General features: G+C 36.7%; 29 protein-coding genes. 25 read left to right on the top strand and 4 right to left on the bottom strand.

Annotated elements, in window-relative coordinates:
* Nucleotides 1-287: 287 nt before the first annotated feature.
* Nucleotides 288-581: a hypothetical protein gene (locus tag Q8Q95_03095; GenBank protein MDP3764583.1), complete on the bottom strand. Its 294-nt coding sequence runs from the start codon at nt 579-581 to the stop codon at nt 288-290.
* A gap of 247 nt (nt 582-828) precedes the next feature.
* On the opposite strand from Q8Q95_03095, the gene Q8Q95_03090 reads away from it, so the two are divergent.
* From Q8Q95_03090 to Q8Q95_03070, 5 genes are all read left to right on the top strand, one after another.
* Nucleotides 829-954: a hypothetical protein gene (locus Q8Q95_03090; GenBank protein MDP3764582.1), complete on the top strand. Its 126-nt coding sequence runs from the start codon at nt 829-831 to the stop codon at nt 952-954.
* A gap of 218 nt (nt 955-1,172) precedes the next feature.
* Entirely contained in the window at nt 1,173-1,991 is an 819-nt protein-coding gene (locus Q8Q95_03085) for a hypothetical protein (GenBank protein MDP3764581.1), read from the top strand.
* A gap of 4 nt (nt 1,992-1,995) precedes the next feature.
* Complete coding sequence (locus Q8Q95_03080; protein MDP3764580.1) at nt 1,996-2,412, top strand: HIT family protein; 417 nt, start codon at nt 1,996-1,998, stop codon at nt 2,410-2,412.
* Nucleotides 2,413-2,454: 42 nt separating this feature from the next.
* On the top strand, nt 2,455-2,778 hold the full coding sequence (locus tag Q8Q95_03075) for a hypothetical protein (GenBank protein MDP3764579.1): 324 nt from the start codon (nt 2,455-2,457) through the stop codon (nt 2,776-2,778).
* A 10-nt stretch (nt 2,779-2,788) separates the two neighbouring features.
* A complete protein-coding gene (locus Q8Q95_03070; protein MDP3764578.1) occupies nt 2,789-3,007 on the top strand; it encodes a hypothetical protein in 219 nt (72 codons plus the stop codon).
* Between the two features lie 83 nt (nt 3,008-3,090).
* Here the strand turns inward: Q8Q95_03070 and Q8Q95_03065 are convergent, their stop codons facing one another.
* On the bottom strand, nt 3,091-5,487 hold the full coding sequence (locus Q8Q95_03065; protein MDP3764577.1) for an ATP-dependent RNA helicase: 2,397 nt from the start codon (nt 5,485-5,487) through the stop codon (nt 3,091-3,093).
* 380 nt (nt 5,488-5,867) lie between these two features.
* On the opposite strand from Q8Q95_03065, the gene Q8Q95_03060 reads away from it, so the two are divergent.
* Complete coding sequence (locus tag Q8Q95_03060; GenBank protein ID MDP3764576.1) at nt 5,868-7,076, top strand: DEAD/DEAH box helicase; 1,209 nt, start codon at nt 5,868-5,870, stop codon at nt 7,074-7,076.
* A gap of 118 nt (nt 7,077-7,194) precedes the next feature.
* Complete coding sequence (gene obgE / locus Q8Q95_03055; GenBank protein ID MDP3764575.1) at nt 7,195-8,229, top strand: GTPase ObgE; 1,035 nt, start codon at nt 7,195-7,197, stop codon at nt 8,227-8,229.
* 35 nt (nt 8,230-8,264) lie between these two features.
* Here the strand turns inward: obgE and dnaX are convergent, their stop codons facing one another.
* Entirely contained in the window at nt 8,265-9,872 is a 1,608-nt protein-coding gene (gene dnaX, locus Q8Q95_03050; GenBank protein MDP3764574.1) for a DNA polymerase III subunit gamma/tau, read from the bottom strand.
* Between the two features lie 28 nt (nt 9,873-9,900).
* Here dnaX and Q8Q95_03045 point away from each other — a divergent pair, with 28 nt between their 5' ends.
* The 8 genes from Q8Q95_03045 (at nt 9,901) to Q8Q95_03010 (ending at nt 17,423) form a co-directional block, all read left to right on the top strand.
* A complete protein-coding gene (locus Q8Q95_03045) occupies nt 9,901-11,064 on the top strand; it encodes a putative glycoside hydrolase (protein MDP3764573.1) in 1,164 nt (387 codons plus the stop codon).
* An 8-nt stretch (nt 11,065-11,072) separates the two neighbouring features.
* Nucleotides 11,073-11,474: a DoxX family protein gene (locus Q8Q95_03040; protein MDP3764572.1), complete on the top strand. Its 402-nt coding sequence runs from the start codon at nt 11,073-11,075 to the stop codon at nt 11,472-11,474.
* Nucleotides 11,471-12,073 carry a hypothetical protein gene (locus Q8Q95_03035; GenBank protein ID MDP3764571.1) on the top strand — a complete coding sequence of 201 codons (603 nt, stop codon included), beginning with the start codon at nt 11,471-11,473 and terminating at the stop codon, nt 12,071-12,073. Before Q8Q95_03040 ends, Q8Q95_03035 begins: the two co-directional genes overlap by 4 nt.
* Nucleotides 12,074-12,087: 14 nt before the next feature.
* Nucleotides 12,088-12,846, top strand: a complete 759-nt coding sequence (locus Q8Q95_03030) for a metal ABC transporter ATP-binding protein (GenBank protein ID MDP3764570.1) — start codon at nt 12,088-12,090, stop codon at nt 12,844-12,846.
* A 19-nt stretch (nt 12,847-12,865) separates the two neighbouring features.
* The gene (locus Q8Q95_03025; protein ID MDP3764569.1) at nt 12,866-13,660 is read left to right on the top strand and encodes a metal ABC transporter permease; all 795 of its coding nucleotides are present in this window, start codon (nt 12,866-12,868) and stop codon (nt 13,658-13,660) included.
* Between the two features lie 14 nt (nt 13,661-13,674).
* Nucleotides 13,675-16,368 carry an N-6 DNA methylase gene (locus Q8Q95_03020; protein ID MDP3764568.1) on the top strand — a complete coding sequence of 898 codons (2,694 nt, stop codon included), beginning with the start codon at nt 13,675-13,677 and terminating at the stop codon, nt 16,366-16,368.
* Nucleotides 16,369-16,440: 72 nt separating this feature from the next.
* Nucleotides 16,441-16,977, top strand: coding sequence for a Panacea domain-containing protein (locus tag Q8Q95_03015; protein MDP3764567.1), 537 nt, complete (start codon nt 16,441-16,443; stop codon nt 16,975-16,977).
* 5 nt (nt 16,978-16,982) lie between these two features.
* Nucleotides 16,983-17,423, top strand: coding sequence for a hypothetical protein (locus Q8Q95_03010; GenBank protein MDP3764566.1), 441 nt, complete (start codon nt 16,983-16,985; stop codon nt 17,421-17,423).
* A gap of 2 nt (nt 17,424-17,425) precedes the next feature.
* On the opposite strand, the gene fmt is transcribed toward Q8Q95_03010, so the two are convergent.
* Nucleotides 17,426-18,391, bottom strand: a complete 966-nt coding sequence (gene fmt, locus Q8Q95_03005) for a methionyl-tRNA formyltransferase (protein MDP3764565.1) — start codon at nt 18,389-18,391, stop codon at nt 17,426-17,428.
* Between the two features lie 66 nt (nt 18,392-18,457).
* Between fmt and Q8Q95_03000 the strand changes: the two genes are divergently transcribed.
* The 10 genes from Q8Q95_03000 (at nt 18,458) to Q8Q95_02955 (ending at nt 25,946) form a co-directional block, all read left to right on the top strand.
* Nucleotides 18,458-18,745, top strand: coding sequence for a hypothetical protein (locus Q8Q95_03000; GenBank protein MDP3764564.1), 288 nt, complete (start codon nt 18,458-18,460; stop codon nt 18,743-18,745).
* Nucleotide 18,746: 1 nt separating this feature from the next.
* Nucleotides 18,747-19,199: a peptide deformylase gene (gene def, locus Q8Q95_02995; protein ID MDP3764563.1), complete on the top strand. Its 453-nt coding sequence runs from the start codon at nt 18,747-18,749 to the stop codon at nt 19,197-19,199.
* Between the two features lie 16 nt (nt 19,200-19,215).
* On the top strand, nt 19,216-19,806 hold the full coding sequence (locus Q8Q95_02990; protein ID MDP3764562.1) for a lysophospholipid acyltransferase family protein: 591 nt from the start codon (nt 19,216-19,218) through the stop codon (nt 19,804-19,806).
* A gap of 70 nt (nt 19,807-19,876) precedes the next feature.
* On the top strand, nt 19,877-20,401 hold the full coding sequence (locus Q8Q95_02985; protein MDP3764561.1) for a class I SAM-dependent methyltransferase: 525 nt from the start codon (nt 19,877-19,879) through the stop codon (nt 20,399-20,401).
* A 12-nt stretch (nt 20,402-20,413) separates the two neighbouring features.
* A complete protein-coding gene (locus Q8Q95_02980) occupies nt 20,414-20,968 on the top strand; it encodes a methyltransferase domain-containing protein (protein MDP3764560.1) in 555 nt (184 codons plus the stop codon).
* 92 nt (nt 20,969-21,060) lie between these two features.
* On the top strand, nt 21,061-21,978 hold the full coding sequence (locus Q8Q95_02975; protein MDP3764559.1) for a hypothetical protein: 918 nt from the start codon (nt 21,061-21,063) through the stop codon (nt 21,976-21,978).
* Nucleotides 21,979-23,607: an ATP-binding protein gene (locus Q8Q95_02970; protein ID MDP3764558.1), complete on the top strand. Its 1,629-nt coding sequence runs from the start codon at nt 21,979-21,981 to the stop codon at nt 23,605-23,607.
* 70 nt (nt 23,608-23,677) lie between these two features.
* Entirely contained in the window at nt 23,678-23,935 is a 258-nt protein-coding gene (locus Q8Q95_02965) for a hypothetical protein (GenBank protein ID MDP3764557.1), read from the top strand.
* 129 nt (nt 23,936-24,064) lie between these two features.
* A complete protein-coding gene (gene aspS / locus Q8Q95_02960; protein ID MDP3764556.1) occupies nt 24,065-25,501 on the top strand; it encodes an aspartate--tRNA ligase in 1,437 nt (478 codons plus the stop codon).
* Between the two features lie 124 nt (nt 25,502-25,625).
* Nucleotides 25,626-25,946 carry a hypothetical protein gene (locus Q8Q95_02955; protein MDP3764555.1) on the top strand — a complete coding sequence of 107 codons (321 nt, stop codon included), beginning with the start codon at nt 25,626-25,628 and terminating at the stop codon, nt 25,944-25,946.
* Nucleotides 25,947-25,996: the final 50 nt, after the last annotated feature.

Raw genomic sequence — 25,996 nt, 5'->3', positions numbered from 1 at the left:
AATAAAAAAATGGCCGAGAGTTAAAAAACTTAACTTGGTCAAATAGTGTTACAATCAACAGACAATGGATTAAAGGCGAATATACTAGTTTATTATTAATAATACCCACTAATTTAAATTGCAAAAAAGAATAAAGGCGAGGTAAAAGGAAAAAAGAAATTTAAGAAAGGTAAAGATAAAAAAAGAAGGCAACGTTAACCACTAAAAATCCCTCAACATTTCGTCGGGGGATTTTTTAATTCTATACAAAAATACCCGCGGTTTTTTGCGAGTATTTTTACTAGAAGCTATTTTACCCAAGTTATTTTTGTGATTCCAAGTTCGTGAGGATTAACCAGTTTTATCACCTCGTCTGGATCTCTTAGATCTTCCCCTCTGCCAGTATGAGAAATGGAACCATCTTCAAGAACAGGAAAAATAGGGGTTTGTTTCCCGTGTAAAGATACATAAAAAATCTTACCTTCTTCATCACGAAAAAACCCCGATTCTAAATCTTTTAAAAGAATTGTTCTAATCACTCTGGCGGTTGTATTTACCATCTGACCAACCGCTTTTTTAGGTTTTACTAAGGCTCCGTTCATCTTATCCTCCCAATTTTTATGAGTTATTTGGAACTGAAGATATGATTACGCAACTAGAATAAAATGTCAAAATTGACTGCCAGAAATAATACTTATATTATATTCTTCAGTCCTTTCTTAATAAGAAACCAAAAGAGGAGAAAACATAATGAAAAACAGAGATGGAATTGCATTTGACGATATACCACAAATTCCTGGTGTAACATTAATAGATTTAGGACAAGGACAGCGTCCAAGACTGGCAATCATGAATGGCAGACTCATATCTGTAGATGACTTGCCTAAGGAAACTTGCGATCATTCGCATTACGACGAAAGAATTCACGGCTATTACTGTTACTGCGGAAAACTCATGGCGACATGGGCCGATTAACTCTTCTTTATATCTTTTTTAATAACTCTTTCACAAGGAGGTTTATATGAATAGAATTCCGGATCACGATAGCCAAACTGTTCCGACACCGCCTATGGAGTATCAAGCACAGCAAGCTTGGCAATCTGAGCGTAAAGCTGCCGACGAAAAGTTTGTGGCGGCTGGACACGAACCGGAAGACGTTTCATGCAATCATTTGCACTGGAGATTTAGATTGCATGGTCGGCACTGCACCTGCGGAAGTATCATGTCTGACCCCGGCGATTGATCCATCTTCAACGACCCAGCGAACCTGCTGGGCGTTTTTATTTATAAAAGATATAATAAACACAATGATACTTATTAAGAAAGCTTACATATTTTTGGGAGTAGCCATTGTTTTAATAGCGATAGCATTTTGGCATAAAAATTCGCTTACAGAAAACCAACCAATACAAACTACTTACAAAGACATAATCTTTATTTTAGAAGGAAAACCCGTTAGATTAAGTTCTGATATTGTATACTTTGGCAACGAAGTTAAAGCCGATTTTAATGGTGATGGCGTGCAAGACATAGCTTTTATTTTAACTTCCCAAACCGACGGCAGTGGCACTTTTTATTATCTTGCCTTAGCCCTAGGTAAAGACGACGGTTACGAAGGCGCTAACACAGTTTTTCTTGGCGATAGAATTGCACCACAAACAACCGAATACAGAAATGGCGAAATTATTATAAATTATGCCGATAGAAAAATAACAGAACCTATGACCGCCCAACCTTCGGTGGGTGTTTCAAAATATTTTAAAGTAGAAAATAATAAATTAGTTTCTATTAAGCCTATTGTTGCAACCCCCGAACCATATTTAAATTTATGTACCAAAGAACAACGTGGTGTAGATTTTTGTACTCAAGTTTATGCGCCAGTTTGCGCCGAAGTTAATATTCAATGCATAAAAGCTCCATGTAACCCAATTAAAGAAACTTTTTCGAGTTCTTGCGAAGCCTGCAAAAACCAATTAGTAAGTTCTTACGTAATAGGCGAGTGTAAGAAATAAATTTATGGCAGAGGATTTTTCAAAAAACTTAATTAAAGATTATAAATACTGGGCCATTTATGTTCATCCTAATCAAAGCTACCTTGGTCGATGCGTAGTTTGGTGTAAGCGTGAAAACGCACTCGATTTAACTGATTCAACCCAAGAAGAACAATCGGAATTGTTTTTGGTTTTGCAAAATTTAAGAGAGGTGGTAAAAAAAGTTTTCCAACCCGATTGGTTTAATTATTCTTTTTTAGGCAACGATACTCGGCACTTACATGCTCATTTTATTCCTCGTTATACAAAACCAATGACATTTATGAGTATGGTGTTTGAAGATAAATTATATGGCCATAATTATAAAACTGATCATAGTTTCGTAACCCCCGAGGATATATTAAATACAATCCGAGACAAAATTAAAGCAGAATTATTATGATACCGCCCGTTTTGTGAAATCATAAAAAAATATTTTAAAATTATGTTAGAAAAATTTAACTCGCCAGAAAATAAGTTTATTACAGATCAAGAAGTTATTGAAGCTTTGCGCACCAAAGGCAACGAGGACACTGAAACTCGCGCCCTTTTATTGAAATGGACAGAACAAAATGAAACGGAAGCAAATAATATAAACACTAGTAAAGCTAATATCGAGTGTATTATTAAACAAGCATTACTTTATAAGGAAGCAGGATACGTTGCAGAAGCATTGGAGAGTTTAGAAAACGCTCAGCTGGCGGCATTTAATGAAAAAGAAACTGAACTATATCAACAAATTATTGCTATAATAGATAGTATAGATTAAAAATATAACTATGAAGAAAAATAGAAGTATAATTTCTTACTTTGCTAGAAACTTATCTATTGTTATTGGATTAGTGCTTATTTGGCGGGGTGTTTGGTATGTATTAGATGAAATAGATATTATGTTTGCCGACGGTAACCATGCCATAAGCGCTATTGGCGGCATAATTTTAGGCCTTATTATCCTCTATGTGCCAGATAAAGATCTAAACGAAATAAGCAAGCTTTAATTTTTAAATAAAAAAATGGAGCCCTTAACGATCGCATTATGCGATAGGCTCCTACGGGGATTTACATCCCAACTAATGTGCTTTTACTTCTTGAGTTTTCCTGCCTTGATGCCCCACTGTGCTGCCAAATCAGCAAAAGTAGTTTCACTGACTTGTTGCGGAGCTTCGGGTTTGGAAACACTCTCCGGTATTACTTCTACCAGAATATCTACTACCTCTTCCTGAACTTCGGGTTCTGGCAAAACAACAGGGAAAAAGTTGAAAACTTTAAACTCAACATCTGCCCTGGTCATGTTAGTGCCACTATCGAAGATCATAGAATAGGGAAGAAGTTTGCAGTAGTACGGAACACCTTCTTCGATTCCATGAAACCTCGTTGCTCTGATCTTTTGGCCGCGGTATTCAGTCACGTATCGAGAAGAGAAACTTTCTTCGTTTTCGGTAAAAGAGAGCCTAATCCAACCACTAAGCTCGGCTTCGAAAATCTTCCTTTGCTGAATGGCGTCGGCTTCTTCTAAAGAAACTATCTTCCTAGCATAGCCGGCATGAGCTTCGTTTTTGTAAACAACCTCACGCTTAATTTCGACGCCGTTTCCGTTGGCATCAAAATCTACGATTTCCCAATCTCCTCTAAAGGTGAAAAAGCGAGGTAGAAGCTCAACGAGCCAACCAGCATTAACATTGCTGCAACCTCTGGCAAACACTTTTGTGGTTGCGGTTATATTGGTTACAACCATCCACTTAGGATTTGCATTGATCAGGGTCGAGCTAGGATGAATATACACACCAGGACAGATCCTCAAAACAGCTGAATAAGAATGACCTCCATCCTCTTGAAAAAGATTGAAGATCAATCCAGCTGTTACAGCCTTTAACACATCTTCATCGGATCCGTTTTGCGAAATCTCAATACCTCTTCTTCTGAGAATGTCGAAAAGCTGTCTCTGGATACTTTCAACTTCCTTTAACGATTTTCCGTTGAGGAAGTTTTCGTGACACCACCCCATGGAAAACCTAGACTCGGCATATTCATGCCAGATGTTTAAATAAGTCAAAAGGTCGGATCTCTTGTCCTTGAACGCTTGATGAGCCCTGTCGGCCTCCATCTCTTTACCTTTCGGCCTGTTAAAAACATTCCTTACCGAAAGGAAAGAAGCGATGGTAACAACGGAACTCATGCAGTTGTGCTTCTCTGCCTCCAAAACCATTCTCGAAATTCTTGGTTCCAGCGGCAAACCAGCCATTGCTTTGCCAATTTCCGTGAGACCTTTCTTATCTCGCTCGATCGCACCGAGTGCGATGAGGGTTTCATAGGCTTCGCGAAAAGCGTTTAGTTCCGGCGGATCAACGAAGTCGAACTCGATAACCTTCTCGATTCCGATATCTTCCATCATCAGGACGACACCGGAAAGATTACTCCTTCGAATCTCAGGTTCGGTGAACTTCGGTCTGTTGCTAAAGTTTTCTTCTGTGAACATTCGGTAACAGACACCTGCTTGGGTTCTGCCAGCCCGACCCGCACGCTGATTACAACCAGCTTGCGAATGCTCCTCAACATCCAAACTCTCTATCCCGATTTCCGGATGAAAGTTCAGTTGTTTAACGAAACCACCGTCCACCACATAGACGACCCCTTCCACCGTAATGGAAGTTTCGGCTATGTTTGTTGCAACAACGACCTTCCTCTCTCCGGGATAAACATCGAAAATCTTCTGCTGATCCTCGGGAGAAAGAGTTCCGTAACATGGTAAGGGTACAAGACCAGAGAGCTCCAGTTTCTCGATACCGGTAATGACTTTTCTTATTTCATCTTCACCGGTCATAAAAACTAAAATATCTCCGTGACCACCCGAACAGTGAATGGAACCCACTTTGTTCACCACAGCATCAATCACGTTCATAGGATCGTAGTCACGCTCATCGTAGAGAATGTCGACGGGAAAAGTTCTTCCCGAAACATTAACCACAGGAGCGTTATCGAAATAGCGCGAGAATTTCTTCTGGTCGATAGTTGCCGAAGCAACAACGACTTTAAAATCCTTACGCCGTTTCAGTGTTTCCTTTAAAAGCCCTAGCGTGAAATCGATATTCTTGCTGCGTTCGTGGGCCTCGTCAATCATGATTACCGAATATTTGGTAAGATCAGGATCGATCTGAAGCTCGCGAAGTAAAATACCATCCGTCATGAACTTGATCTTTGTTCTGTCGGCTGTCATATCATCGAAACGAATCTGATAGCCAACAAGATCGCCGAGCTGTGTTCCCAATTGCTTAGCCACGAACGCCGCCACAGATATTGCAGCGATTTTCCGTGGCTCTGTTACACCGATTTTCTTTCCGTTAGCAAAACCGGCTTCGTAGAGAAAGAGAGGAGTCTGGGTTGTTTTTCCAGAACCCGTTTCTCCAACTACGATTACTACCTGATGCTCGAGGAGGAGTTTAATGATCTCGTCTCTCGAAGCAAAAATTGGTAGATCCATATTATCCTTAAACGAGCAGACTGCTTTTTGCCTTGTCTACTCGCGCGCACTCTGTGCACTTCCTCTTATGAGGCGTTGTAGGGCAAGGCCGCCCATGTCGGGATAAAATAAAAGCTATTTTAATGTCAACGAACTATGTACTATATAGTAGCATATTAATATGGTAATGTCAATATAACAGCAGGGCTATAAAAGCCTGTATTTTACACGACAAAACAGGTATAGTTGACACGGAAATCTATTTGGTATATAATAGGTAAATAATTTAATATCTCATCGGTTTTTGACGTTTAGAGGCGTTACTGCAAATACGCAGAATAATACCTAAAAATATAAGCTTAAGGGCTTTTGTCTGGAAACTCATGAGGCCCAAGCATTATATGATAAGCTTCAGTAATAGAGGCCCTAGAAGGCCTTTTCCTGTTAGAAAGTTTAATAATACCAGCCGTCCTCCGAATAGACGAGGCAACGGTCAAATAGGTCAATATATAAACCCAGCTAAGTTTATTAGCAAAGCGGTAGATATAGCGGCAAGCGTAGAATACATACCTGAACACAAGTTTCAGAGTTTTGTTATTGATCACAGGTTAAAAAGCAACGTATTAAACAAAGGCTATAAATTACCAACACCGATACAAGACCAAACCATTCCGCTTATTTTGGAAGGCAAGGACGTTGTTGGTATAGCCAATACCGGCACCGGTAAAACCGCTGCGTTTTTAATTCCATTAATAAATAAAGTTTATATGGCCAATAACAACGACAAAGTTTTAATTGTTGTGCCAACTCGTGAACTGGCGATTCAAATAGATTCCGAATTTAAGTCTTTGGTTAAAGGCTTACAAATGTTTTCTGTTTGCACTGTTGGCGGTATGAGCATTAGCCGACAAATTTCGGAACTTAGATTACGTAATCATTTTATTATTGGTACTCCGGGTAGATTGAAAGATCTGATAGAACGCAGAATGATTCGCTTAAACGAATTTAAAACCATCGTTTTAGACGAAGCCGATAGAATGTTGGATATGGGTTTTATACACGATATGCGTTTCGTTATGGCTGGTATGCCTAAGGACAGGCACACGCTTTTCTTTTCGGCTACAATCTCGCCAGAAATTGAACGCCTTATACACGAATTTTTAAAAACTCCTGTAAGAGTTTCTGTAAAAACCCGAGACACTGCCACCAATGTTGATCAAAACGTAGTAAAAGTTGGCGGAGGTAAAAATAAAATAGAAACTTTACACGAACTTCTTATTCAAAAAGAATTTAATAAAGTTCTAGTTTTTGGCCGAACCAAACACGGTGTAGAAAAACTTTCTAGAGCCTTGGTTGATCGGGGCTTTAAAGCCGACGCCATTCATGGCGATAAAAACCATTCCGGCCGACAACGCGCACTTACCGCTTTTAAAAATAATCGCGTACAGGTGTTAGTGGCTACAGACGTAGCGGCTCGAGGCCTAGACATTCCCAATGTTTCGCACGTTATTAACTTCGATTTGCCTAATACCTACGAAGACTATATACACCGAATTGGCCGAACAGGACGCGGCGACAAAATGGGCAAAGCTTTAACTTTTATAGATTAATGACTTCGGCTTCTCAAACCATCACCCCTCGCAGACGATATGGAGCCTCTCTATTATATAAATAGTCTTCTCCATAATGCTGCTCGAAGTGATGATTTTTACGATTTAGTTTAAGAAAATGTTAATAGACGATGTAAAAATTAGAATAGAGGCAGGTAACGGCGGTAGGGGCGCTGTAGCTTTTAATAAAAATATGAAAAGCTTGGGGCCGGTGGGTGGCGATGGCGGTAAGGGCGGCAGCATATATTTTGAAGGCATTTCCAATTTAAATGCTTTGGCTCAATTTAGATACAAAAAAGAAATAAAAACCAAAAACGGTGAAAACGGCAAAGGCCAAAACAACGACGGCGCCGATACCGCAGACACAATTTTAAAAATTCCAATTGGCACCGTTATTACAAATTTAGACACGGGTGAAGTTTGTGAAATTACAAAAATAGGCGAACAAGTTTTGGTGGCTAAAGGCGGTAAAGGTGGTTGGGGTAATTTTAAATTTAGATCTTCTGTAAACACCTCGCCAACGCAGTTTCAAAAAGGTACTCCGGGGGAGGGTTTTAGAATACGTTTGGAACTTAAACTTATTGCCGATGTTGGTTTATTAGGTTTACCTAACGCTGGAAAATCTAGTTTAATAAACGAAGTTACACGTGCTAATAGCAAAGTGGCTAATTATCCGTTTACCACATTAGAACCAAGCTTGGGGGCTTATTACGAACTTATTTTGGCAGATATTCCAGGTATTATAGAAGGCGCATCTAGCGGTAAGGGCTTGGGTATAAAATTTTTACGCCACATTGAACGCACAAAAATTTTGTTTCATTTAATCTCGGCGGAATCCGAAAATATTGCCCGCGACTATAAGGTTATCAGAAACGAACTTAAAAAATATTCCGAAACCTTGGCCGAAAAACAAGAATTTTTATTTTTAACTAAAACCGATTTAGTTACACCTGCCGAATTAAAAAAGAAACTTACAGCTATTAAAAAAATAAATAAAGATGTTGTGGCTATTTCTATACACAACTGGGATAGTATGGAGGAAGTAAAAAAGATTTTAAATAAAATTCAAGACGAAAAACTGCAACAACTAGCTTTAGAAGAAAAAGAAAGATTAGCAAAAGAAGCCAAAGCCAAAATTGACAAAGATAAATAAACTAAAATTCGCTATCAACAAGTAGCGGATTTTAGTTATCTCTCTAAAATACAACTTAACGAAAGCTTGTGGCCACAAACCTTTTCTATAGCGTCTTCTATTATTTTTTTATTTTTAACATCACTTAAGCGATCGCGATGAAAAGAATATTTAGTGCTTAGTGTGAGTGTGCTAGAAGAAGCCTCTTTGGGTTTCATCCCCAACAAAAAACCCGAAAGGGAATGATTGTGGGGTTTTACTTCTGTGATTATTTCGGTCCATTTGGATAAAACGATGTTTAAAATATTTGCATCAGAATTTTGTTGGGGAATCTGTGGTTTAGAATCGACAGACGATATAGTATCTTTTTTGGCATTAGACATTTGGATTTGATTAGAAATTATCCCTCGATTAGACTCGGGATCCTGAGCCTGTCGAAGGAGAACTTTGTCATTAGAAATTTTTAGATCCGAATTGTTAGCTAGGCCTGGCTTAGCACCATCAAACGACTCACTCGACAATAGATTGATCAACGCCACCTCTAACGCCATCTGGGGCAGGGGATAATTATTAAAATTATTTTTAGCCTGCGAGAAAACATGCAACCAGTTAGCTAGTTCCACTGCTGGAATTTTTTTAGCTTGCTCCGCCATATGTTTAAAATCTTCCTCGGCTAAATCATTTTTAGCTATTTGGGTTAATTGAGGCGAGACAGAAATCATTATAAGTTTTCTAACATAGTGGTTTAAAGATTTTAAAAGCTGGTTAACATCGTAGCCGGCGTTAACTATGTTATGTAACCAATTTAAAGCGCCAGCTTGGTCTTTGGCTAAAGCCAAAGAAACCAGGTCTTTAATTTTGCGGTGCGAAAATAAACCCAAAAGCTCTTCGGCGTTAGCTAAAGTTATTTTTTTCTCGCCGGTAGCAATAATCTGCCCCAACAGGCCTTCGGCGTCGCGAGCCGAGCCATCGGCTTCGTGGGCAATAAGTTTTAAAGCTTCAACTTCAATTTCTACATTTTCTTTTTGAGCAATATTCGTGAGTCTGCCCATAAGTTCTGCCACCGATAAACGCTTAAAATCAAACCGCTGTGTACGGGAAACTATGGTAGGCAACAAGCGATGGGCTTCGGTAGTGGCTAAAATAAAAACAGCGTGGGCTGGTGGTTCTTCTAGTGTTTTTAAGAATGCGTTAAAGGCATCCTTTGTAATCATATGGGCTTCGTCTATTAAATAGACTTTATATTTACCTGTGCTTGGCCCAAAGCGAACGTTTTCGCGCAAACTGCGAATTTCGTCTATGCCACGGTTAGACGCCGCATCTATTTCTATAAGATCCAAAAACTTTCCTTCGTTAAAACTTAGGCAATTCGGACACGAATTACATGGAATGTCGGATCCGCCTTCGCTAAAGCTTCGGCGGATGCTCAATTTGTCAGCAGAATTCACTTCTTGAATTCTGGACAAATTGGCACAGTTCAAAGCTTTAGCCATTAGGCGAGCAATGGTTGTTTTACCGCTACCGCGTGGGCCAGCAAATAAATAGGCGTGCGCAATTTTATTTTGCGCCAAAGAATTTTTTAGCGTCCGCACAACATGTTCTTGCCCAGCAATCTCGGAGAAGGTCTGTGGACGATATTTTCTATATAAAACAAGGTTTTCCATATGCTAATGTTATAATATTAATCAATCAATGACTACTGAAAAGAAAATAGCTATATTTTCTAGCTTAGGCTTTTTAATAATAATTGCCACTTTTTTGTTTGTCTCGCAAAAAAATACGTTTAACCTAGTATCATCCACAGCCTACAACATTGTTTCTAATGTCACAAATATATCTACTACTAAAAAACTAAAAAACCCACCTCACCCCATAAAAGGCATATATATTTCGGCTTGGTCTACCACAAATTCTAAAAAAATAGATGATCTTATCCAGTTAGTTAAAGAAACAGAACTTAACGGCGTGGTGCTAGATGTAAAAGATGCTACGGGTTTCTTTACCTATACAGTTAATATACCCCTTGCTCAAAAAATTGGCGCTAATAACGAAATTAAGCTTCGAAATATAGACAATTTAATAAACAAATTTCATAAAGAAAATATTTATGTGATTGGCCGTGTGCAAGTTTTTCAAGATCCGGTTTTGGCCGCTGGTCGCCCAGATATTGCTATTAAAAATGTTAAAACTGGCGAAACTTGGAAAGATAATAAGGGTCTCGCCTGGATTGATCCTTCCAGCCGTATTGCCTGGCAATATGCCGTAGACATTGCCAAAGATATGGCCATGCATGGCTTTGATGAGGTCAACTTTGATTATGTTCGCTTTCCGGCCGATGGCAATATAGAAGTAGTAGATTATCCATTTTGGAATGCGGTTCGGCCAAAATACGAACTCATCGGCAGTTTTTTTGCATATTTAGATCAAGAATTAAAAGATGTAGATATTGCTACTTCGGCCGATATTTTTGGCTTAGCCGCTTGGCGCGCCATGGATTTTAATTTTGATTTAAACATTGGCCAGCGCTTAATAGATGCTTTGCCCTATTTTGATTATGTCTCGCCTATGATTTATCCATCGCATTACCCCGATAATTTTAACGGCATTAAAAAACCCGCATCCAAACCTTACGAAATAATTCACGGCTCGCTAGCAACTTGGCAAGATTTAAAAGCTACAACTTCTTACAAAGCCAATCTGCGGCCATGGTTGCAAGACTTTGATCTTGGCGGAATTAAATATGACGCCACCAAAGTTCGCGCGCAGATTCAAGCCACCTACGACACCGGTGTAGATAGTTGGCTTCTATGGAATTCGTCAAATAGATATACTAGGGATGCTCTCCTTGCGGAATAGATTCTTTTGTGCCAGAATTTTGGATCACTGCAATGGATCTATTTGACTATCAAAACCTAGTACTCTTTGTAGCCAGACTCGTTCTGGGCGTAACTTTTGTGTTGCATGGCTGGCCTAAAATAAAAAACCCTATGGGTATGGCCGAATGGCTTAAAAGCATGCGTTTTCCTATGCCGGCGTTGTTATCTGTAATAGTAGCCGTGGTTGAATTTTTTGGTGGTTTAGCTGTTCTTTTGGGCGTATATACCCAGCTACCAGCCTTGCTTATAAGCTTTAATATGCTTATAGCAACTTTGGTTAGAAAAATAGCTAATAAAGATAAATGGGTTGGGGGCTACGAACTAGATTTGTCTTTACTAGCTTTGGCTTTGTTAATTGCTTTATACGGGCCGGGTGAATGGACATTATGAAAAAGAAAATAAAAAAAATAGAAAACAACAGTATTTCTCCAATAGCTATATTGATAGCCATTATTTTTGCTGGCGCGTTTTTCTTTCTTTATAAAGAAAATTCAAAACCAGAAAAAGTTGAGGTGGCCCAAGCAGTGCAAGACCCAACTTTCGGCTGGTACTTATACCAAACAAAAACAAATAATCTCTTCCAAATTAAATATCCCTATAGCTGGCGCGTAACTTATGGCGGAGGCTTTGTGGGCGAAGAAAATTTATATGTAGCCAGCCCAGATCAAAAAACGATATTAAAAGTGATGGCCAGATCAAACGAAAAATATACAGATGTTGAATCTCTTTTAAAAGATATAGACACAGCTAATGCCGAAGATGATAGTTTTTATTTAATTAAAGAAGAAAAAATAACCCTAGATGGCAACGCTGCCATTAGGCGCGAAGAATATTTGCCAGCCGAAAAAGCAACTACCCTGATTACATATGTATTAAAAGACAAATCTGTAGTACAATTACAAACAGATTTTATGGAATCCGATGGCTTAAATACAGAACAAAGATCTTTCCATAATTTGGTGGCCGATACGCTCAAGTTTACTAACTAAAAAAATTTTAGTTGATGGCCGAAAAAATAATAAGCGTAAAAAACTTAGGTTTTGGTTTTGGTAAAAAGCAAATTCTAAAAAATGTCACCTTTGATATTGTTGAGGGTGATATTTTAGCTATTATTGGCCCCAATGGCGCCGGTAAAACCATGTTGGTGCGCAGTATTTTGGGTTTAGATTCAAATTATACGGGCGACATTACTTGGCATAAAAAACCCGAAACCAGTTATGTGCCTCAAAAAATATCTTTTGAAAAAGGTTTTCCTTTAACCGTTAAAGAATTTTTCTTGTTTGAAACAGGCAATGATCTAAATTTTTGGTTGCCCAACAAAAAGAAAGAAAACGAGATTAAACAAAGACTAGACGATGTTAAAATTGGCCACTTAATAAACGAAAGGCTAGGCGATCTTTCTCAAGGCGAAATGCAAAGAATGCTTATAGCCCGAAGTTTACTAGAAAATCCTAAACTTATTTTCTTTGATGAACCAGCCGCTGGCATAGACATTAGCACCGAAGAAACTGTTTATAACCTGCTTTACGATTTATATAAAAAATTGAATATGACTATGGTTATGGTTTCGCATGAACTTTCCATCGTTTATAGATTTGCCACTAAAGTTATTTGTTTAAATAAAGACTTGGTTTGCCAAGGTACGCCTCAAGAAACTTTAACACCCGAGACCTTGCAGGAAATTTTTGGCCATCACGCTTCGGTTCATAAACACGCGCATGGTTTGGAACACGATCATCCGAGTTTAGAAATTAGTAATTAGAAATTAAAAATTTAGCCTAATGAATTGGCTTGAAATCTTAAATAACATCTATCCCGTACTAATAAGTTTATCGTTAGGGCTTTCTTTGCCTTTGCTAGGCGTTTTTGTAATACTGCGCCGAGAAGCTTTGCTTTCGGATGCGGTGGCACATATTATTCTTTTGGGTATTGCCCTCTCTATTACGTTTAAAATAAATGCGCTTTTGGGCATACTGGCTTTTGCCTTGCTGGCCGGTTTAGTTATTTCTTTCTTAAAAGGCAAGGCGAATTTGGGTTTAGACGCAATTATAGGAGTCTTCTTTACAACTTCTTTAGCGCTAGGTTCGCTTTTAATACCTTCGGAAGAACTTTTAGAAACATTTTTAGGCAATATAGAAAACCTAACACGGGGCGATGTTTTGTTGTCGGCCATACTGGCCATAGTTATAATTGTTAGTTTGCTTCTTAAATTTAGAAACTTTGCTTTTGTTTCTTTCGCGCCGGATTTAGCCAAAGTAGATAAAATAAATGTAAAAAAATACGAAATGTTTTTCGTATTATTGCTGTCACTGGGCGTAGCTATGGGTATTAAATTAGTGGGAACTTTATTAATAAGTGCTTTAATAATAATTCCCGCCGCTACGGCTAAGCTCTTTAGCTTTCAAATCCGCACTATGACTGCATGGAGCATGATTTTTGGTCTTCTCTCGGTTTTGCTAGGTTTAGTTACAACTACAACTCTGAATTCTCCGCCGGGGCCTACCATAATTTTAGTCAGCGCCAGCATCTTCTTTTTAACCTTTGTCCTCACTTCTATTTTTAGAAAACATCATTAACAAGAAGTAAGTTTATGGATGAAGCAAAAATAAAAATAGAAGCGTTAATTAAAAAATACGAAGAAGCGGTTAGTTCTGGCAGAGTTCAAGCTTATACAGAACAAGACACTAAGCATAGTTTTATCGCGCCACTCTTTGAGGCTTTAGGTTGGGATATTACCAATAGAAATGAAGTTTCTGCTGAAGAAAGCCAAATATCTGGCGGGCGAGTTGATTATGGTTTTCATTTAAACAGTCGCCCAGTTCTTTATGTTGAAGCCAAACCTCTTAGGGCAGATTTAAACAGAGAAGAATATGCTTGGCAGGCCATGAGATATTCTTGGAACAAAGGAGTTGATTATGCTGTTCTTACAGATTTTGAAAGTATAAAAGTATTCAGTTCACAACTGATAGAAGGCGCGTTGGCCGATCGATTGATTTTTCAAATTGATTACAAAAATTATTTGGAAGATTTTGATCGATTACAATTATTATCAAAACAATCTTTTTTAGATAAAGGGCTAGATAAATATGCTGATAAGTATTCCAAACGGCTCCAGAAGGTTTCTGTGGGGGATAAGCTATATAAAGATATTCAAGAATGCAGGCTTTTGCTTACGAAAAGTTTTAAAATACATAATGATAATCTATCCACTGACTTAATTGATGAAGGTGTTCAAAAACTTTTAGACAGGCTGGTTTTTTTAAGAGTTGCCGAAGACAGGGGTTTAGAGCCACCAATTTTAAAGGAATTGGTTCGTGGTTGGAAATCTAACGAAAAAAGAGAAGACCTATACCAAGGAATGGTTTCTAAGTTTAGAGAGTTGAATGAATTTTATAACTCTAACCTATTTTCTGAACATCCTTTTGAAAAATGGGAAGAACATGACGAAGCTACCGAAGAAGTAATAGATATTTTATATGGCAAACACGGTTATTACGAGTATGATTTTAAATTTATTCCAGCAGATATTTTGGGTGGTGTATACGAAAACTATTTAAGTTACCGCTTGGAAGAATCTAAAAAAGGAGTTTCTGTTGCTAAAGATGCCAAAAAACGCAAAGAACAGGGCATTTATTATACGCCTGATTTTATAGTTGATTACATAGTTAAAAACGCTCTTGGACCTGTTTTAGAAAAGTGCCAAAGTATTTACGATTTACAAAAAATTAAAGTACTAGACCCTGCTTGCGGTTCGGGTTCATTTTTGGTTAAGGCAGTAGAACTTATTGCCGAGAAATACAAAGATTTTAACGCGCCAGATAACACGCGCACTCGCTTACAAATATTGATTCAAAATATTTATGGCGTAGATTTAGACGAAAAAGCCGTAGATATAGCCAGATTAAATTTATTGATAAGCGTTTTAAAAGATAAAGAAAAACTTCCATCTTTAAGCAATATTAAAAATGGCAATTCTTTAATTTCGGGCACAGACGAAGAACTTAAAAAATATTTCGGCAGTAATTTTAAAGACAAAAAGCCTTTTAATTGGCGAGAAAAATTTCCAGAAGTATTTAAACAAGGTGGGTTCGATGTGATTATAGGAAATCCGCCTTATATTTTTGCGCGAGGTGGAAATTTTGATGAGAATGAAAAAGAATATTATTACGCTAATTATAAATTACAACAATATCAAATAAATACTTTCTCATTGTTTATTGAATTAGGTTTTAACTTGCTTAAGAAAAATGGTGATTTTGGTTATATTATTCCTAATAATTGGCTAACTATAAATTCATTTTCCAAACTTAGAGAGTTTTTGCTAAAAAATACTGCAGACTTAAGAATCATAAATACGGTTGAGAGTATATTTAACAAAGCTAGTGTGGATACATGTCTTTTGCTTTTTAGAAAAGCAGACTCAACAGATATTGAAGTTGGTGATATTTTAGTTGGTGAAAACCCAATTTTATCTAAACACAAACTTGAAGATTTTTACCAAAATGAATTTGTTATAAATATTTCTCAGACAAAAAATAAACAAGACTCACTTGAACTTAAAAATACAGTTCTTCTCGGCGAAATTGCAGAGGTTTCTACAGGTTTGAAAGCTTATCAAATTGGTAAGGGTAATCCCATTCAGGATGAGAAAATTAAAAAAGAAAGAAGATTTCACTCTGGTAAAAAAGAAAACGATACTTTTAGGCCATATCTTCAGGGTGTTGATGTAAAGCGATATTTATTGGATTGGTCAGGAGAGTATTTAAGTTATGGAAATTGGCTAGCAGAACCAAGGAAATCAGTACCTTTTAGTGGCCAAAGAATTTTGGTGAGGCAAATACCATCGCCACTTCCATATTGTGTCAATGCAGTATTCATTGATGATGAATACTTGAACGATATAAATAGCATGGTTATTTTTTCTCCATTAAAAGAATTCAATCTTAAATATATCCTTGCGATTTTAAATTCAAAACTTATTTCTCAGTGGTTTGCCAAAACCTTTGATAAATTTCAAAGAAAGATTTTTCCACAATTTAAAGTTAATGAACTTGCTCGATTCCCAATTTATAAAGCAACAACTGACCAGCAAAAACAGATCATTATTTTGGTGGACAATATTCTCTTGCTTAACAAGGAATTACACGAAGTTGAAAAAAACTCCAACGAATACAATAAAATTAAATCCGAAATAGAAAAAACTGATAAAAAAATTGATGTGGAAGTCTATAAACTTTACGGCTTAACGGAAGAGGAGATTAAAATTGTAAAGGGGGTTAATTAAAAACTCATGTAACGACAATTTTGTTTCTTGTTACATAAGAGCTATAATTAAATAAGATAAAGGTTCAAATCTATGAAAACTGGGCAAACATTAGATAAAAATACTCTTGGGGTCGTTTTTTATTTTATTTCTAGACTTGACGGAATATTAGGAAAAACTCATCTACAAAAACTTTTGTTTTTAGCAGATTTGTTAGCCATGAAAAAATTAAAAACTAAAATAACTTCGATAGAATATAAGAGATATAAACATGGTCCATATTCCGTAGAGTTAGATAAATATACTAACCAGCTGATTAGTTTAAACTACATTGAAGCGAAGGAATTTCCACTTCTATCCAATAGCGTTAAAAAATATACAAGATATCATTTAAAAAAGCATATTCCAATTAAGGAAAAGCTACTTAAATCTCTTGGACCGGAAAAACTATTAGTTATTGATGAAGTGGCCGATTCTTTTGGAAATTTGAGTTTACAGAATCTTTTGGATATTATTTATAATTTGCCAATCGTAAAAAACTCAAAAATGGATTCTCTGCTGGACATAGCGAAAGGAACTGATTCAAATTCAGAAGAAGAAAAAGCTGTGTTATCTGATCTACCGTTTTAGATATTATGTTCAATAAATGGGATATTATTTTTGTTACCAAATTTCCAGAAATAATCAGTTGCTCAAAATGCAATAGACCCTTTTCTATTTTAGATTACCCATGCCAGTTTTGTGGTAATAAAAATATAGTCACAAACATTATAGCAAAACCAAGACCGGCAATATTATGGCTGGATCAAGTGTCGTGGTTTAAAAGTATGGCTTTTGCAATACCATTATCTAAATCGGGGATGATTGAAGACAGATTTAATGAAATAATTAAAATTAGTGATTATACTTTTTTGCATAGCGACATTACTTATAGAGTACCAATGAGAGCTGTTATTTGTCAGGCCACAAGAATTGACGGAAATGTCCTGTCCCAGAATAAACTAATAGGCAAAATTACTGATACAAACTTAATGAACAAGATTGAAAACAAACTTTTAAATTGGGTATTTGGATAAAATTATTCTAATTTTTGACTCACTACATAGCCGTGACCGTTTAAGAATTCGCTTGCAGTTAAAACTTTAGAGTTTTCTACCTGAACTCTAATTAGTTTTATTGCGTCTTTGCGACAAGCAATATAAAGATTTTTAGATTCATCTGTAAAAACCTTACCCACTCTATATGCGACATCCGATGTCGCATATATTGATTGATCTGCTGATTGAAGTTCGACTTCAATCAGCTTAAGACGGATAGTACGGCCAGACTTATCTTTAAAAAAAGTATAAACACCCGGCCAGTTTAGGTAGGCGCGCCATTGATTGTAAATATCATCGGCTGATTTAGACCAATCAACCAAACCATCTTCTTTCTTAAGCATCTTAGTAAAAGTTGCTTGAGAATCGTCTTGAGGTTGTGGTTGGAGTTCACCCGAAACATACTTAGGTAAATCGCGCACAAACATTGACGCGCCTATTTGGGCTAATTTAAATTCTAGGGTTAAGTAATTTTCGGATTGATCAATTAAAAAAACCTCTTGCGAAATTATTGGGCCGTGATCTACTTTTCCGTCTATTAGCATTAGCGACACACCAGTTTCGGTTAAACCTTGGGCTAAAGCTGTTTGAATGGGCGAAGCCCCGCGCAAGCGCGGCAAAAGCGATGGATGAATATTTACAGTTTTGTATTTAGGTAAACATATAATATCTTTTGGCAAAATCTGGCCATAAGAAACCACGACTAAAATATCGAGATTTGACTTCAAAATATCTTCTTTAATATCCTTAATAGAAACTGGAGTTAACAAATTTAGATTTAACTCTTGGGCAAGTTTAGAGATAGGGGAAGCTATTAACTGATTTTTTCTGCCGGAAGCTTTGGCGGGTTCGGAAATAACCAAAGCCACATCCCAATTTGTTTGAGATGTTATGGTTTTTAATATAGGGACGGCAAACTCACTGGTGCCAGCAAATGCTACCTTCATGGCTCAAATTATACTTAATTGTTTTGCAAATAGCCAGTAAATTGCTACTATAAAAACAAGCAAAATATGCGCATTGGCGATATAATAAGAAACAATAAGGTTAACAAAAAGCTTCATTCAAAAGAGCATCTGTTAGCCGAAGATCTTTCCCGCTTGATGCGCGAACCTAAAAAATTCGCAGCCTATTTAGGGATCGCCAAACTTTACCACGAAAGCGATTTAAGGGGTCTGGCTAAAAGAGTTATAGAAAAAATAAACTTACCTTTGGAAGCGCGTGGAAAATACTTTTTTGGAGCTTTAAAAGGCTTAGTTAAAAAACCAATAGGAAAAATAATAAAAGACTTTCCAAAATAATATGGAAATAATTACAGGTCAAAAAAATAAAATATTGCGCTCAAAGTCCGAACCAGTTAAAGAAATCACGCCGGAAATTTTAAAGCTAATTAAAGAAATGAAAGAAGTTTTGTTAAAAGCTGAAAATGGCGTGGGTTTAGCTGCATCGCAAATTGGCAAAAATATTTGTTTATTTATAGCCGCCGAGGAAATAGCCAAAGATGGGCATACAGTTTTTATTAATCCAAAAATCACTCAAATTTCTAAAAAATTGGTTTCCGAAGAGGAAGGCTGTTTAAGTTTGCCCGGCGAATGGCACGAACTGCCCCGAGCCGACAAAGTTACTGTAAAAGCTATAGATGAAAAAGGCGAAAAATTTAAAATTCGCGTTAAAGGCCTATTGGCGCGCTTAATACTTCACGAGGTGGATCACTTAAATGGAACTCTTTTTATAGATCATTTAAAGTCTAAATAGCTAGTGCCGAAAAGTTATGATAATTGTTTACGCTGTTGCCCAAAGAATAGTTTGGCTGGTTACTTTTATTTGTAGCCGGTTTTTTGGTTCGTTTAAAATTATGGGACAAGAAAACTTAAAAAATTTGCCACGGCCGCTTATGATTATTTCTAATCATCAAGGTTTTTTTGATCCTTTAATTATTGGCACACTATTTCCTTTTTTCTCGCATTATCTGCCCATAACTTTTATGGTAGATGATCGTTACTACAAAAATATATTTTTAAGGCCTTTCTTTATTTTGACGCAAACTTTTCCTTCGTATTATGGCCAAGGGCTAGCTGTTTCGTTGCGAAAGCCTCGGCAAGTATTACAAAGCAAGGGAGTGTTTTTAATTTTTCCTACAGGTGAAAGACATAACTCTGGTTCACTCCCGCGCCCCAAAAGGGGCGCGGCGGTGCTGGCTTTGGAAATACCCGAACTTACCATACTGCCTGTTTATATAAAATTAGACCAAGGAACACAAATTATAGTGGGCCGAGCATTTAAGCTAAATAAAATCACTCCAAGCCAAGAAGTAGAAACTGTCTCACAGCTTTTAGCCGAAAAAATTTATAACCTAAACTAATTTAACAATCATACATTGAGTATACGATCGTATGCTCAATGTATGATGTGTGCAAGAAGGAAAAACAACAATGACATTTTTAGTTATTCTAGAAATTATAATTTTAACTGGGCTGGGTTTAGCTTTTTTGCTTTTGGGCTTGCCCCTTCTTTTTACGGGCGCGCCGTTTATGCCGTCTTATAGAAAAAATAGAAAAAATGTTTTAGAAGATTTATTTGAAATTGCCAAAAAAGAAAATGCTAAAAAGATCGTAGACATAGGTTCGGGCGATGGGCGAGTAGTTATAGAATTTGCCAAACAGGGTTTTGAAAGCTACGGCATAGAATTTAATCCGCTACTTGTTTGGTATAGTCGATACAAAATAAAACGTGCCGGCTTAAAAAATGCGCATATTATAAGAGGGGATTTTTGGAAAACAGATTTAAGCCAATACGACCTTGTTTATTTGTTTCAGTTAAACTATGTAAACGCCTTATTGGGCGATAAATTTAAAAAAGAATTAAAAACCGGCGCTATAATTGCTAGCGCCGGCTTCCCGATGTTTAATTTTGACCTTATTGGCCAAAAAGAGATCTTTTGGGTTTATAGAAAATAAGAAACTATACTTATGTTTGATATCGTCTTTATGGGATTAACTTTGGTAGCGGTTTCTTTAATTTTTATTTTATATATTATATATTCGTATAGCTTTATAAAGGACATAAAAGCACCTTATGTACCTCTGCCCCGAAAGGCTTTAGAAGCTGTGGTTAAAACCATGGCCATAAAAAGCAATGATGTAGTTTATGATTTGGGCTGTGGCGACGGCCGAGTGCTTATGGCCTGCTTTCGCAATGAACCGGAAGCCAAATACATTGGCCTAGATAAATCGCTGATTGCCATAACTTTAGCGAAAATAAATTTGATTATAAATAAGAACCTGAATATAAAAATCCGTAGAGGTAATATTTTTAAAGAAAACCTAACAACAGCCACGTGTATTTATATGTATTTGTATCCGAAAATCCTTGATCAACTAGAATCCAAACTAGAAAAAGAATTAGCATCTGGCACCAGGGTTATTTCCTGCAGTTTTCCACTTAAAAATAGGCAACCTGTTCGGATGGTAAATTTAGGAGAAAACAACCGTTTAGTTAAGAAAATTTTCGTGTATCAATTTTAAAACCTCAAAAGAAAATAGGTGAATGGTAAAATCCATTCTCGCTTTAACGTCCGTGTAAAAGACGGGTGTTTTTGTTATAATAAACAATAAAAATGAATAATCTTTTACAGATAGGAGAATATCGGGGAGTTAAGATTTTTGTAGATAACGATAAGAGTAACGGTTATGAGATCAGTGGTCCTGCCAGAAAAGCTTTGAGTTTTGTAATAACATCAGTACTTAATTTGCTACCTAAAAGTTTTCAGACCTATATAAAAAAATCGCATAAATCAGCCGAAGAAGTTATAGAACACGCTACGACACACCGAGCATTAGAAGTGCTTTACAATCACGGGCGAACTAACGCCTCCAACGGATTATTCCAAAAAATTGCGCACCTGGTTTGGTTTGGCGTACTTAATAACTCCCTAGCTGTAAGAAACAGGTTAAAATTAACAAAAAAAGAAATAAGCCTAGCCATAGATGCTGTAAATAAAATCAACGATAATAGACCAATAAATATTCTTAGCATAGCTTCTGGTTCGGCTAGAGCGGTAATAGAAGTTTTACAAGCACTAAATTTACCCGCTAGGCCTATTTCAGTTAAGTTTTTAGATAAAAATCCAGCCGCTGCCGACTATAGCAAAAGTCTAGCAGGGGATTTATTACAAAAGTACGATTTATCATGGATAATAGATACTGCTGGTAATTTTTATAAGCATTACCGCAATGGTGAAAACCCTGATATTATTGAAATGGTTGGGCTTCTAGATTATTTTAATCAAACAAAGACAATAGTTTTGTTGTCGTTTATATACGAATACTTACGGACAGGCGGGATTTTTGTAACAGCTAATATAATTCACAATCGGGAACAGAAATTTATTTCGCGCGTGGTAGGTTGGCCAATGATATATAGAACGCCTCAAGATCTAATTGATATGGCTTTGGCGGCTGGCTTTGAACCCAAAAATACCAAGGTCATTTGCGAACCGTTAAAAATTCACGCGGTTTTAATAGCTAAAAAATAAATGGAAATTTTTGCTATTTCTGGATTGATAAATGGCATTGCTTCTTTAAGCTTTGCTTTGTTTATTATTTATAAAAACTGGCGCGATAAAATCAATCGCGTATTTTTTTTATTGATGACAGGCATGGTTATCTGGTCGTTGGGCTATTGGCAGTGGTTATTGAGTACCAGTTACGAAACAGCCTCTTTCTGGATAAAAGTATTTTCCATTGGTTCTACTTTAATTCCGGCATTTTATTTCCACTGGATCATTTTAATTCTTAAAAAAGAAACAGAAAAACGTATCCTAAAGTTAGTCTATGGCTTAACCTTTCTTATAATAATACTTTCTTTAATATTTCCGGATTTATTTATAAAAAACATAGTACCAAAGTTATCTTTTCCATTTTGGCCGGAACCAGGCATTTTATATCATTTTTACCTTGCTTCTGTGTACGGCTTATTGGTTAGCTATGCCTTAACACTATTAATAAAAACATATAAAAAATCATCCTTAGAAATTAAAGGACGGGCATTTTATGTGATTTTAGGATCAATATTTGGTTTTGGAGGGGGACTAACAAACTTTTTTTTATGGTACAACATTCCCGTACCACCCTACGGCAACTTCCTAGTTGCAGCTTTTCCAGTTTTTTTTGGCTATGCCATGCTTAAACATAACCTTTTTAATTCTAAAGTTGTAGCCACAGAATTATTAACTTTTTCTATATGGGTTTTTCTGCTTATTAGAACGACAACCTCGTCTACACTGCAAGATTTTGTAATAAATGGCGGTATATTTATACTAACTGCTTTTGCTGGAGTTTTACTAATAAGGAGCGTTATTAAAGAAGTGGAACAAAGAGAAAAATTAGAAAAAATGAGTATACAGTTATCGATAGCTAACGATGAACTTAAAAGAGTGGACGAAGCTAAATCAGAGTTTCTTTCTATAGTTTCGCACCAACTGCGCACTCCGCTTACTGCCATTAAAGGCTATATCTCTATGATGATAGAAGGCAGTTACGGCAAACTTCAAGAAATTCAAAGCGCAACTTTGGAAAAAGTTTTTCAATCGGCCGAGCGTTTAATAGTTTTGGTGAATGATCTTTTAAACCTAAACCGCATAGAGGATGGCCGAATAATTTATACGTTTGGACCGGTGGATATAGCCCAAATGATAGACGATACAGTTTTTGATCTAAAAGCTATGGCCGAAAATAAAGGTTTAAAACTCGCTTGGATAAAACCGCACGGCCTGCCCAGGGCTTGGGCTGATGCCGATAAAATTCGCCAAGTGGTTATTAATTTTATAGATAATTCTATAAAATATACGGCCAAAGGCAACGTAAATGTTAGCCTGCGTTTAGAAAATAATTATTTGGTTTATAAAGTGCAAGATACAGGCGTAGGTATGACTCCCGAAGGTAAAAGCAGGTTGTTTAGAAAATTTGAGCGAGGCGAAGGCGGGCGATTGATGTATACCGAAGGCACAGGTTTGGGTTTGTATGTGGCTAAACTTATGACCGAAGCTCATAAAGGTATTATAAAAGGCGAATCAGAAGGTAAAGACAAAGGCAGTACATTTAGCATCACAATTCCAACCGAAGAATACGCCAGAAAGAATAATATAAACCAAAAAACCGATTGAGCCGACAAAGACAAACTAACCAGTTAAATAAACTTTGACTTTTATTTATACATGGCAGTAAAATGAATCTATGGTTAACTTAACTAAAAAAGACATCCAACAATTATTGGGCGTTCAAACTAAAGAACTCACTAAAGAACTCAAAAGCTATACCGATGAGCAGACTGAAAAGCTGGCTAGAATAGTCGCTGTTGCATTTGAAAACCAAGATAAACGCCTTGATCGGCGGTTTGATGATTTGGAAAAGAAACTAGATGTGAGAAAAATTATTGAGGAACATGAAAGAAAATTTGTTAAGCTAGAACAGGCTTTGAATCTCAAGTTCTAAAAAATCACCAACTCAACCTCAAATTCTATCAAAAAAATACCCACAGGTTTTTCCCTGTGGGTATTGTTGAGCCAACTACAGAACCTCGTGTTTGATAATTCAATACAAAAAAGCTAGAATAAATGCTATATGCAACGGATTTTGATATCTAAAACCCCTGAAAACAAGGGGCAAAGTGTTAGTGTTTACGGCTGGATTTGGGGCAGGCGCGACCACGGCAAGCTTATCTTTATAGACGTTAAAGATAGAACTGGCGTCTTACAATGCGTCTTTTTGCCAAATAATACTGAACTACATAAACTGGGTGATAGCCTGCGTACGGGCTTTGTGGTGCAATTGGAAGGCCAAGTTTCCGAACGCCCCAAGGGTATGATAAATTCGGAAATTCCTACAGGCGAGGTAGAACTTCAAGTTACTGCGCTTAAAATTTTAAATGAGAGCCTAACTCCGCCTTTTGCTTTGGATACAGACGGTTTAGAAATAGGGGAGGACACACGAATGAAATATCGTTATCTAGATTTGCGCCGAGATAGGCTTCAAAAAAATATTTGCACGCGTTTCCAGATAATTCAATTTATTAGAAACTGGCTTGCTAAAAAAGAATTTGTAGAAATAGAAACTCCTATTTTAACTAAATCGACTCCCGAAGGCGCCCGCGATTATGTGGTACCTTCGCGCTTACAAAACGGCAAGTTTTATGCCTTACCTCAAAGTCCGCAACAATATAAACAACTTTTAATGGTGGCGGGGTTCGAAAGGTATTTTCAAATTGCCAGATGTTTCAGAGACGAAGACACTAGGGGAGACAGACAACCAGAATTTACCCAGCTGGATTTAGAAATGTCTTTTGTGGAAAGAGAAGATGTTATGGCCCTAAATGAATCTTTACTGACTAACTTGATAAAAGAACTCTTTCCAAATAAAAAAATACAAGAAACTCCTTTCCCCAGAGTCAGTTACGCCGAAGCTATGGAAAAATATGGCACCGACCGACCGGACTTAAGAAAAAATAAAAATGATAAAGATCTGTTAGCTTTTTGTTGGGTGGTTGACTTTCCTTTTTTTGAAGAAATTAAAGAGGATAAGAAAGTGCCTGCACTTCGAAGCTCCGAAGGAGCGAAGAAGTGGACGTTTACACATAATCCGTTTTCTAAACCAAAAGATGAACATATAGAATGGCTAATGAATAAAGAAAATATAGATAAAATTTTAACCACGCAATACGATATAGCTTTAAATGGTTTCGAAATCGGCGGTGGCAGTATTCGTAACCATAAACCAGAACTGCTAAAGAAAGTTTTTGAAATTATGGGTTTTTCAGAAGAAAAAATTTCTTCTAACTTTGGGCATATGCTTACAGCTCTAGGTTACGGTACACCGCCTCATGGCGGTATTGCTTGGGGGTTAGATAGATTGGTTACTTTGCTTACGGGTGAGCCAAACATTCGTGAAGTGTTTTCGTTTCCAAAAACAGGCGACGGCCGGGATTTAATGATGGATGCACCTGCGGAAATTTCGGAAAAGCAGTTAAAGGAATTGGGAATCAAAGTAATCGAGAAAAAGTAATTATTTTAGAGTTTAGTTTTTAGGGTTTAGAGCTTTTTAATAGATGTATCATATAAAACTTCAAAAATTTAGAAGGTTGCAAAAACCATTGAGATGAGTATTGATGATTTAATAAAGTAAAAAAATGGAAAACAAAAAGAAGCCCTTTGAGGTTTTGAGAAAAAATGAACAGGTTCAATTACTTAAAAGAGATTTGATAAAAATGCCAGAGCATGACGGTGAATATATACATGAATATACTACACCAGAAAACTTAATAATTACTGTAACTACAAAAACAAAGAACAGAAGAAATTATATATTTGGGGGTCCCATTTGGTGTGCTATAGTAAATTTTTCTGATGAGAAAAAATTGAAAGTAAATTTTCTAAGTCCACTCAAAAAATCATACATCGTAGAATGGGTTAAAGTAAATGAAATAACTTTACATTTTAACACGAAATAATGGATTCGTTCGCTAAATAAAATTACTTTTAAAATTGAGACAAGAAAAAA

This window comes from bacterium, assembly GCA_030697795.1.
Classification (GTDB): domain Bacteria; phylum Patescibacteriota; class Minisyncoccia; order JACQLN01; family JACQLN01; genus JACQLN01.
This window is presented reverse-complemented; position numbering and strand designations above follow the sequence as displayed.

Bases quoted from the DNA above. Each gene is read 5' to 3' on its own strand.
- Q8Q95_03095 (MDP3764583.1), bottom strand. From the start codon at position 581: ATGAACGGAGCCTTAGTAAAACCTAAAAAAGCGGTTGGTCAGATGGTA.
- Q8Q95_03090 (MDP3764582.1), top strand. From the start codon at position 829: ATGAATGGCAGACTCATATCTGTAGATGACTTGCCTAAGGAAACTTGC.
- Q8Q95_03085 (MDP3764581.1), top strand. From the start codon at position 1,173: ATGGTCGGCACTGCACCTGCGGAAGTATCATGTCTGACCCCGGCGATT.
- Q8Q95_03080 (MDP3764580.1), top strand. From the start codon at position 1,996: ATGGCAGAGGATTTTTCAAAAAACTTAATTAAAGATTATAAATACTGG.
- Q8Q95_03075 (MDP3764579.1), top strand. From the start codon at position 2,455: ATGTTAGAAAAATTTAACTCGCCAGAAAATAAGTTTATTACAGATCAA.
- Q8Q95_03070 (MDP3764578.1), top strand. From the start codon at position 2,789: ATGAAGAAAAATAGAAGTATAATTTCTTACTTTGCTAGAAACTTATCT.
- Q8Q95_03065 (MDP3764577.1), bottom strand. From the start codon at position 5,487: ATGGATCTACCAATTTTTGCTTCGAGAGACGAGATCATTAAACTCCTC.
- Q8Q95_03060 (MDP3764576.1), top strand. From the start codon at position 5,868: ATGATAAGCTTCAGTAATAGAGGCCCTAGAAGGCCTTTTCCTGTTAGA.
- obgE (MDP3764575.1), top strand. From the start codon at position 7,195: ATGTTAATAGACGATGTAAAAATTAGAATAGAGGCAGGTAACGGCGGT.
- dnaX (MDP3764574.1), bottom strand. From the start codon at position 9,872: ATGGAAAACCTTGTTTTATATAGAAAATATCGTCCACAGACCTTCTCC.
- Q8Q95_03045 (MDP3764573.1), top strand. From the start codon at position 9,901: ATGACTACTGAAAAGAAAATAGCTATATTTTCTAGCTTAGGCTTTTTA.
- Q8Q95_03035 (MDP3764571.1), top strand. From the start codon at position 11,471: ATGAAAAAGAAAATAAAAAAAATAGAAAACAACAGTATTTCTCCAATA.
- Q8Q95_03030 (MDP3764570.1), top strand. From the start codon at position 12,088: ATGGCCGAAAAAATAATAAGCGTAAAAAACTTAGGTTTTGGTTTTGGT.
- Q8Q95_03025 (MDP3764569.1), top strand. From the start codon at position 12,866: ATGAATTGGCTTGAAATCTTAAATAACATCTATCCCGTACTAATAAGT.
- Q8Q95_03020 (MDP3764568.1), top strand. From the start codon at position 13,675: ATGGATGAAGCAAAAATAAAAATAGAAGCGTTAATTAAAAAATACGAA.
- Q8Q95_03015 (MDP3764567.1), top strand. From the start codon at position 16,441: ATGAAAACTGGGCAAACATTAGATAAAAATACTCTTGGGGTCGTTTTT.
- Q8Q95_03010 (MDP3764566.1), top strand. From the start codon at position 16,983: ATGTTCAATAAATGGGATATTATTTTTGTTACCAAATTTCCAGAAATA.
- fmt (MDP3764565.1), bottom strand. From the start codon at position 18,391: ATGAAGGTAGCATTTGCTGGCACCAGTGAGTTTGCCGTCCCTATATTA.
- Q8Q95_03000 (MDP3764564.1), top strand. From the start codon at position 18,458: ATGCGCATTGGCGATATAATAAGAAACAATAAGGTTAACAAAAAGCTT.
- def (MDP3764563.1), top strand. From the start codon at position 18,747: ATGGAAATAATTACAGGTCAAAAAAATAAAATATTGCGCTCAAAGTCC.
- Q8Q95_02990 (MDP3764562.1), top strand. From the start codon at position 19,216: ATGATAATTGTTTACGCTGTTGCCCAAAGAATAGTTTGGCTGGTTACT.
- Q8Q95_02985 (MDP3764561.1), top strand. From the start codon at position 19,877: ATGACATTTTTAGTTATTCTAGAAATTATAATTTTAACTGGGCTGGGT.
- Q8Q95_02980 (MDP3764560.1), top strand. From the start codon at position 20,414: ATGTTTGATATCGTCTTTATGGGATTAACTTTGGTAGCGGTTTCTTTA.
- Q8Q95_02975 (MDP3764559.1), top strand. From the start codon at position 21,061: ATGAATAATCTTTTACAGATAGGAGAATATCGGGGAGTTAAGATTTTT.
- Q8Q95_02970 (MDP3764558.1), top strand. From the start codon at position 21,979: ATGGAAATTTTTGCTATTTCTGGATTGATAAATGGCATTGCTTCTTTA.
- Q8Q95_02965 (MDP3764557.1), top strand. From the start codon at position 23,678: ATGGTTAACTTAACTAAAAAAGACATCCAACAATTATTGGGCGTTCAA.
- aspS (MDP3764556.1), top strand. From the start codon at position 24,065: ATGCAACGGATTTTGATATCTAAAACCCCTGAAAACAAGGGGCAAAGT.
- Q8Q95_02955 (MDP3764555.1), top strand. From the start codon at position 25,626: ATGGAAAACAAAAAGAAGCCCTTTGAGGTTTTGAGAAAAAATGAACAG.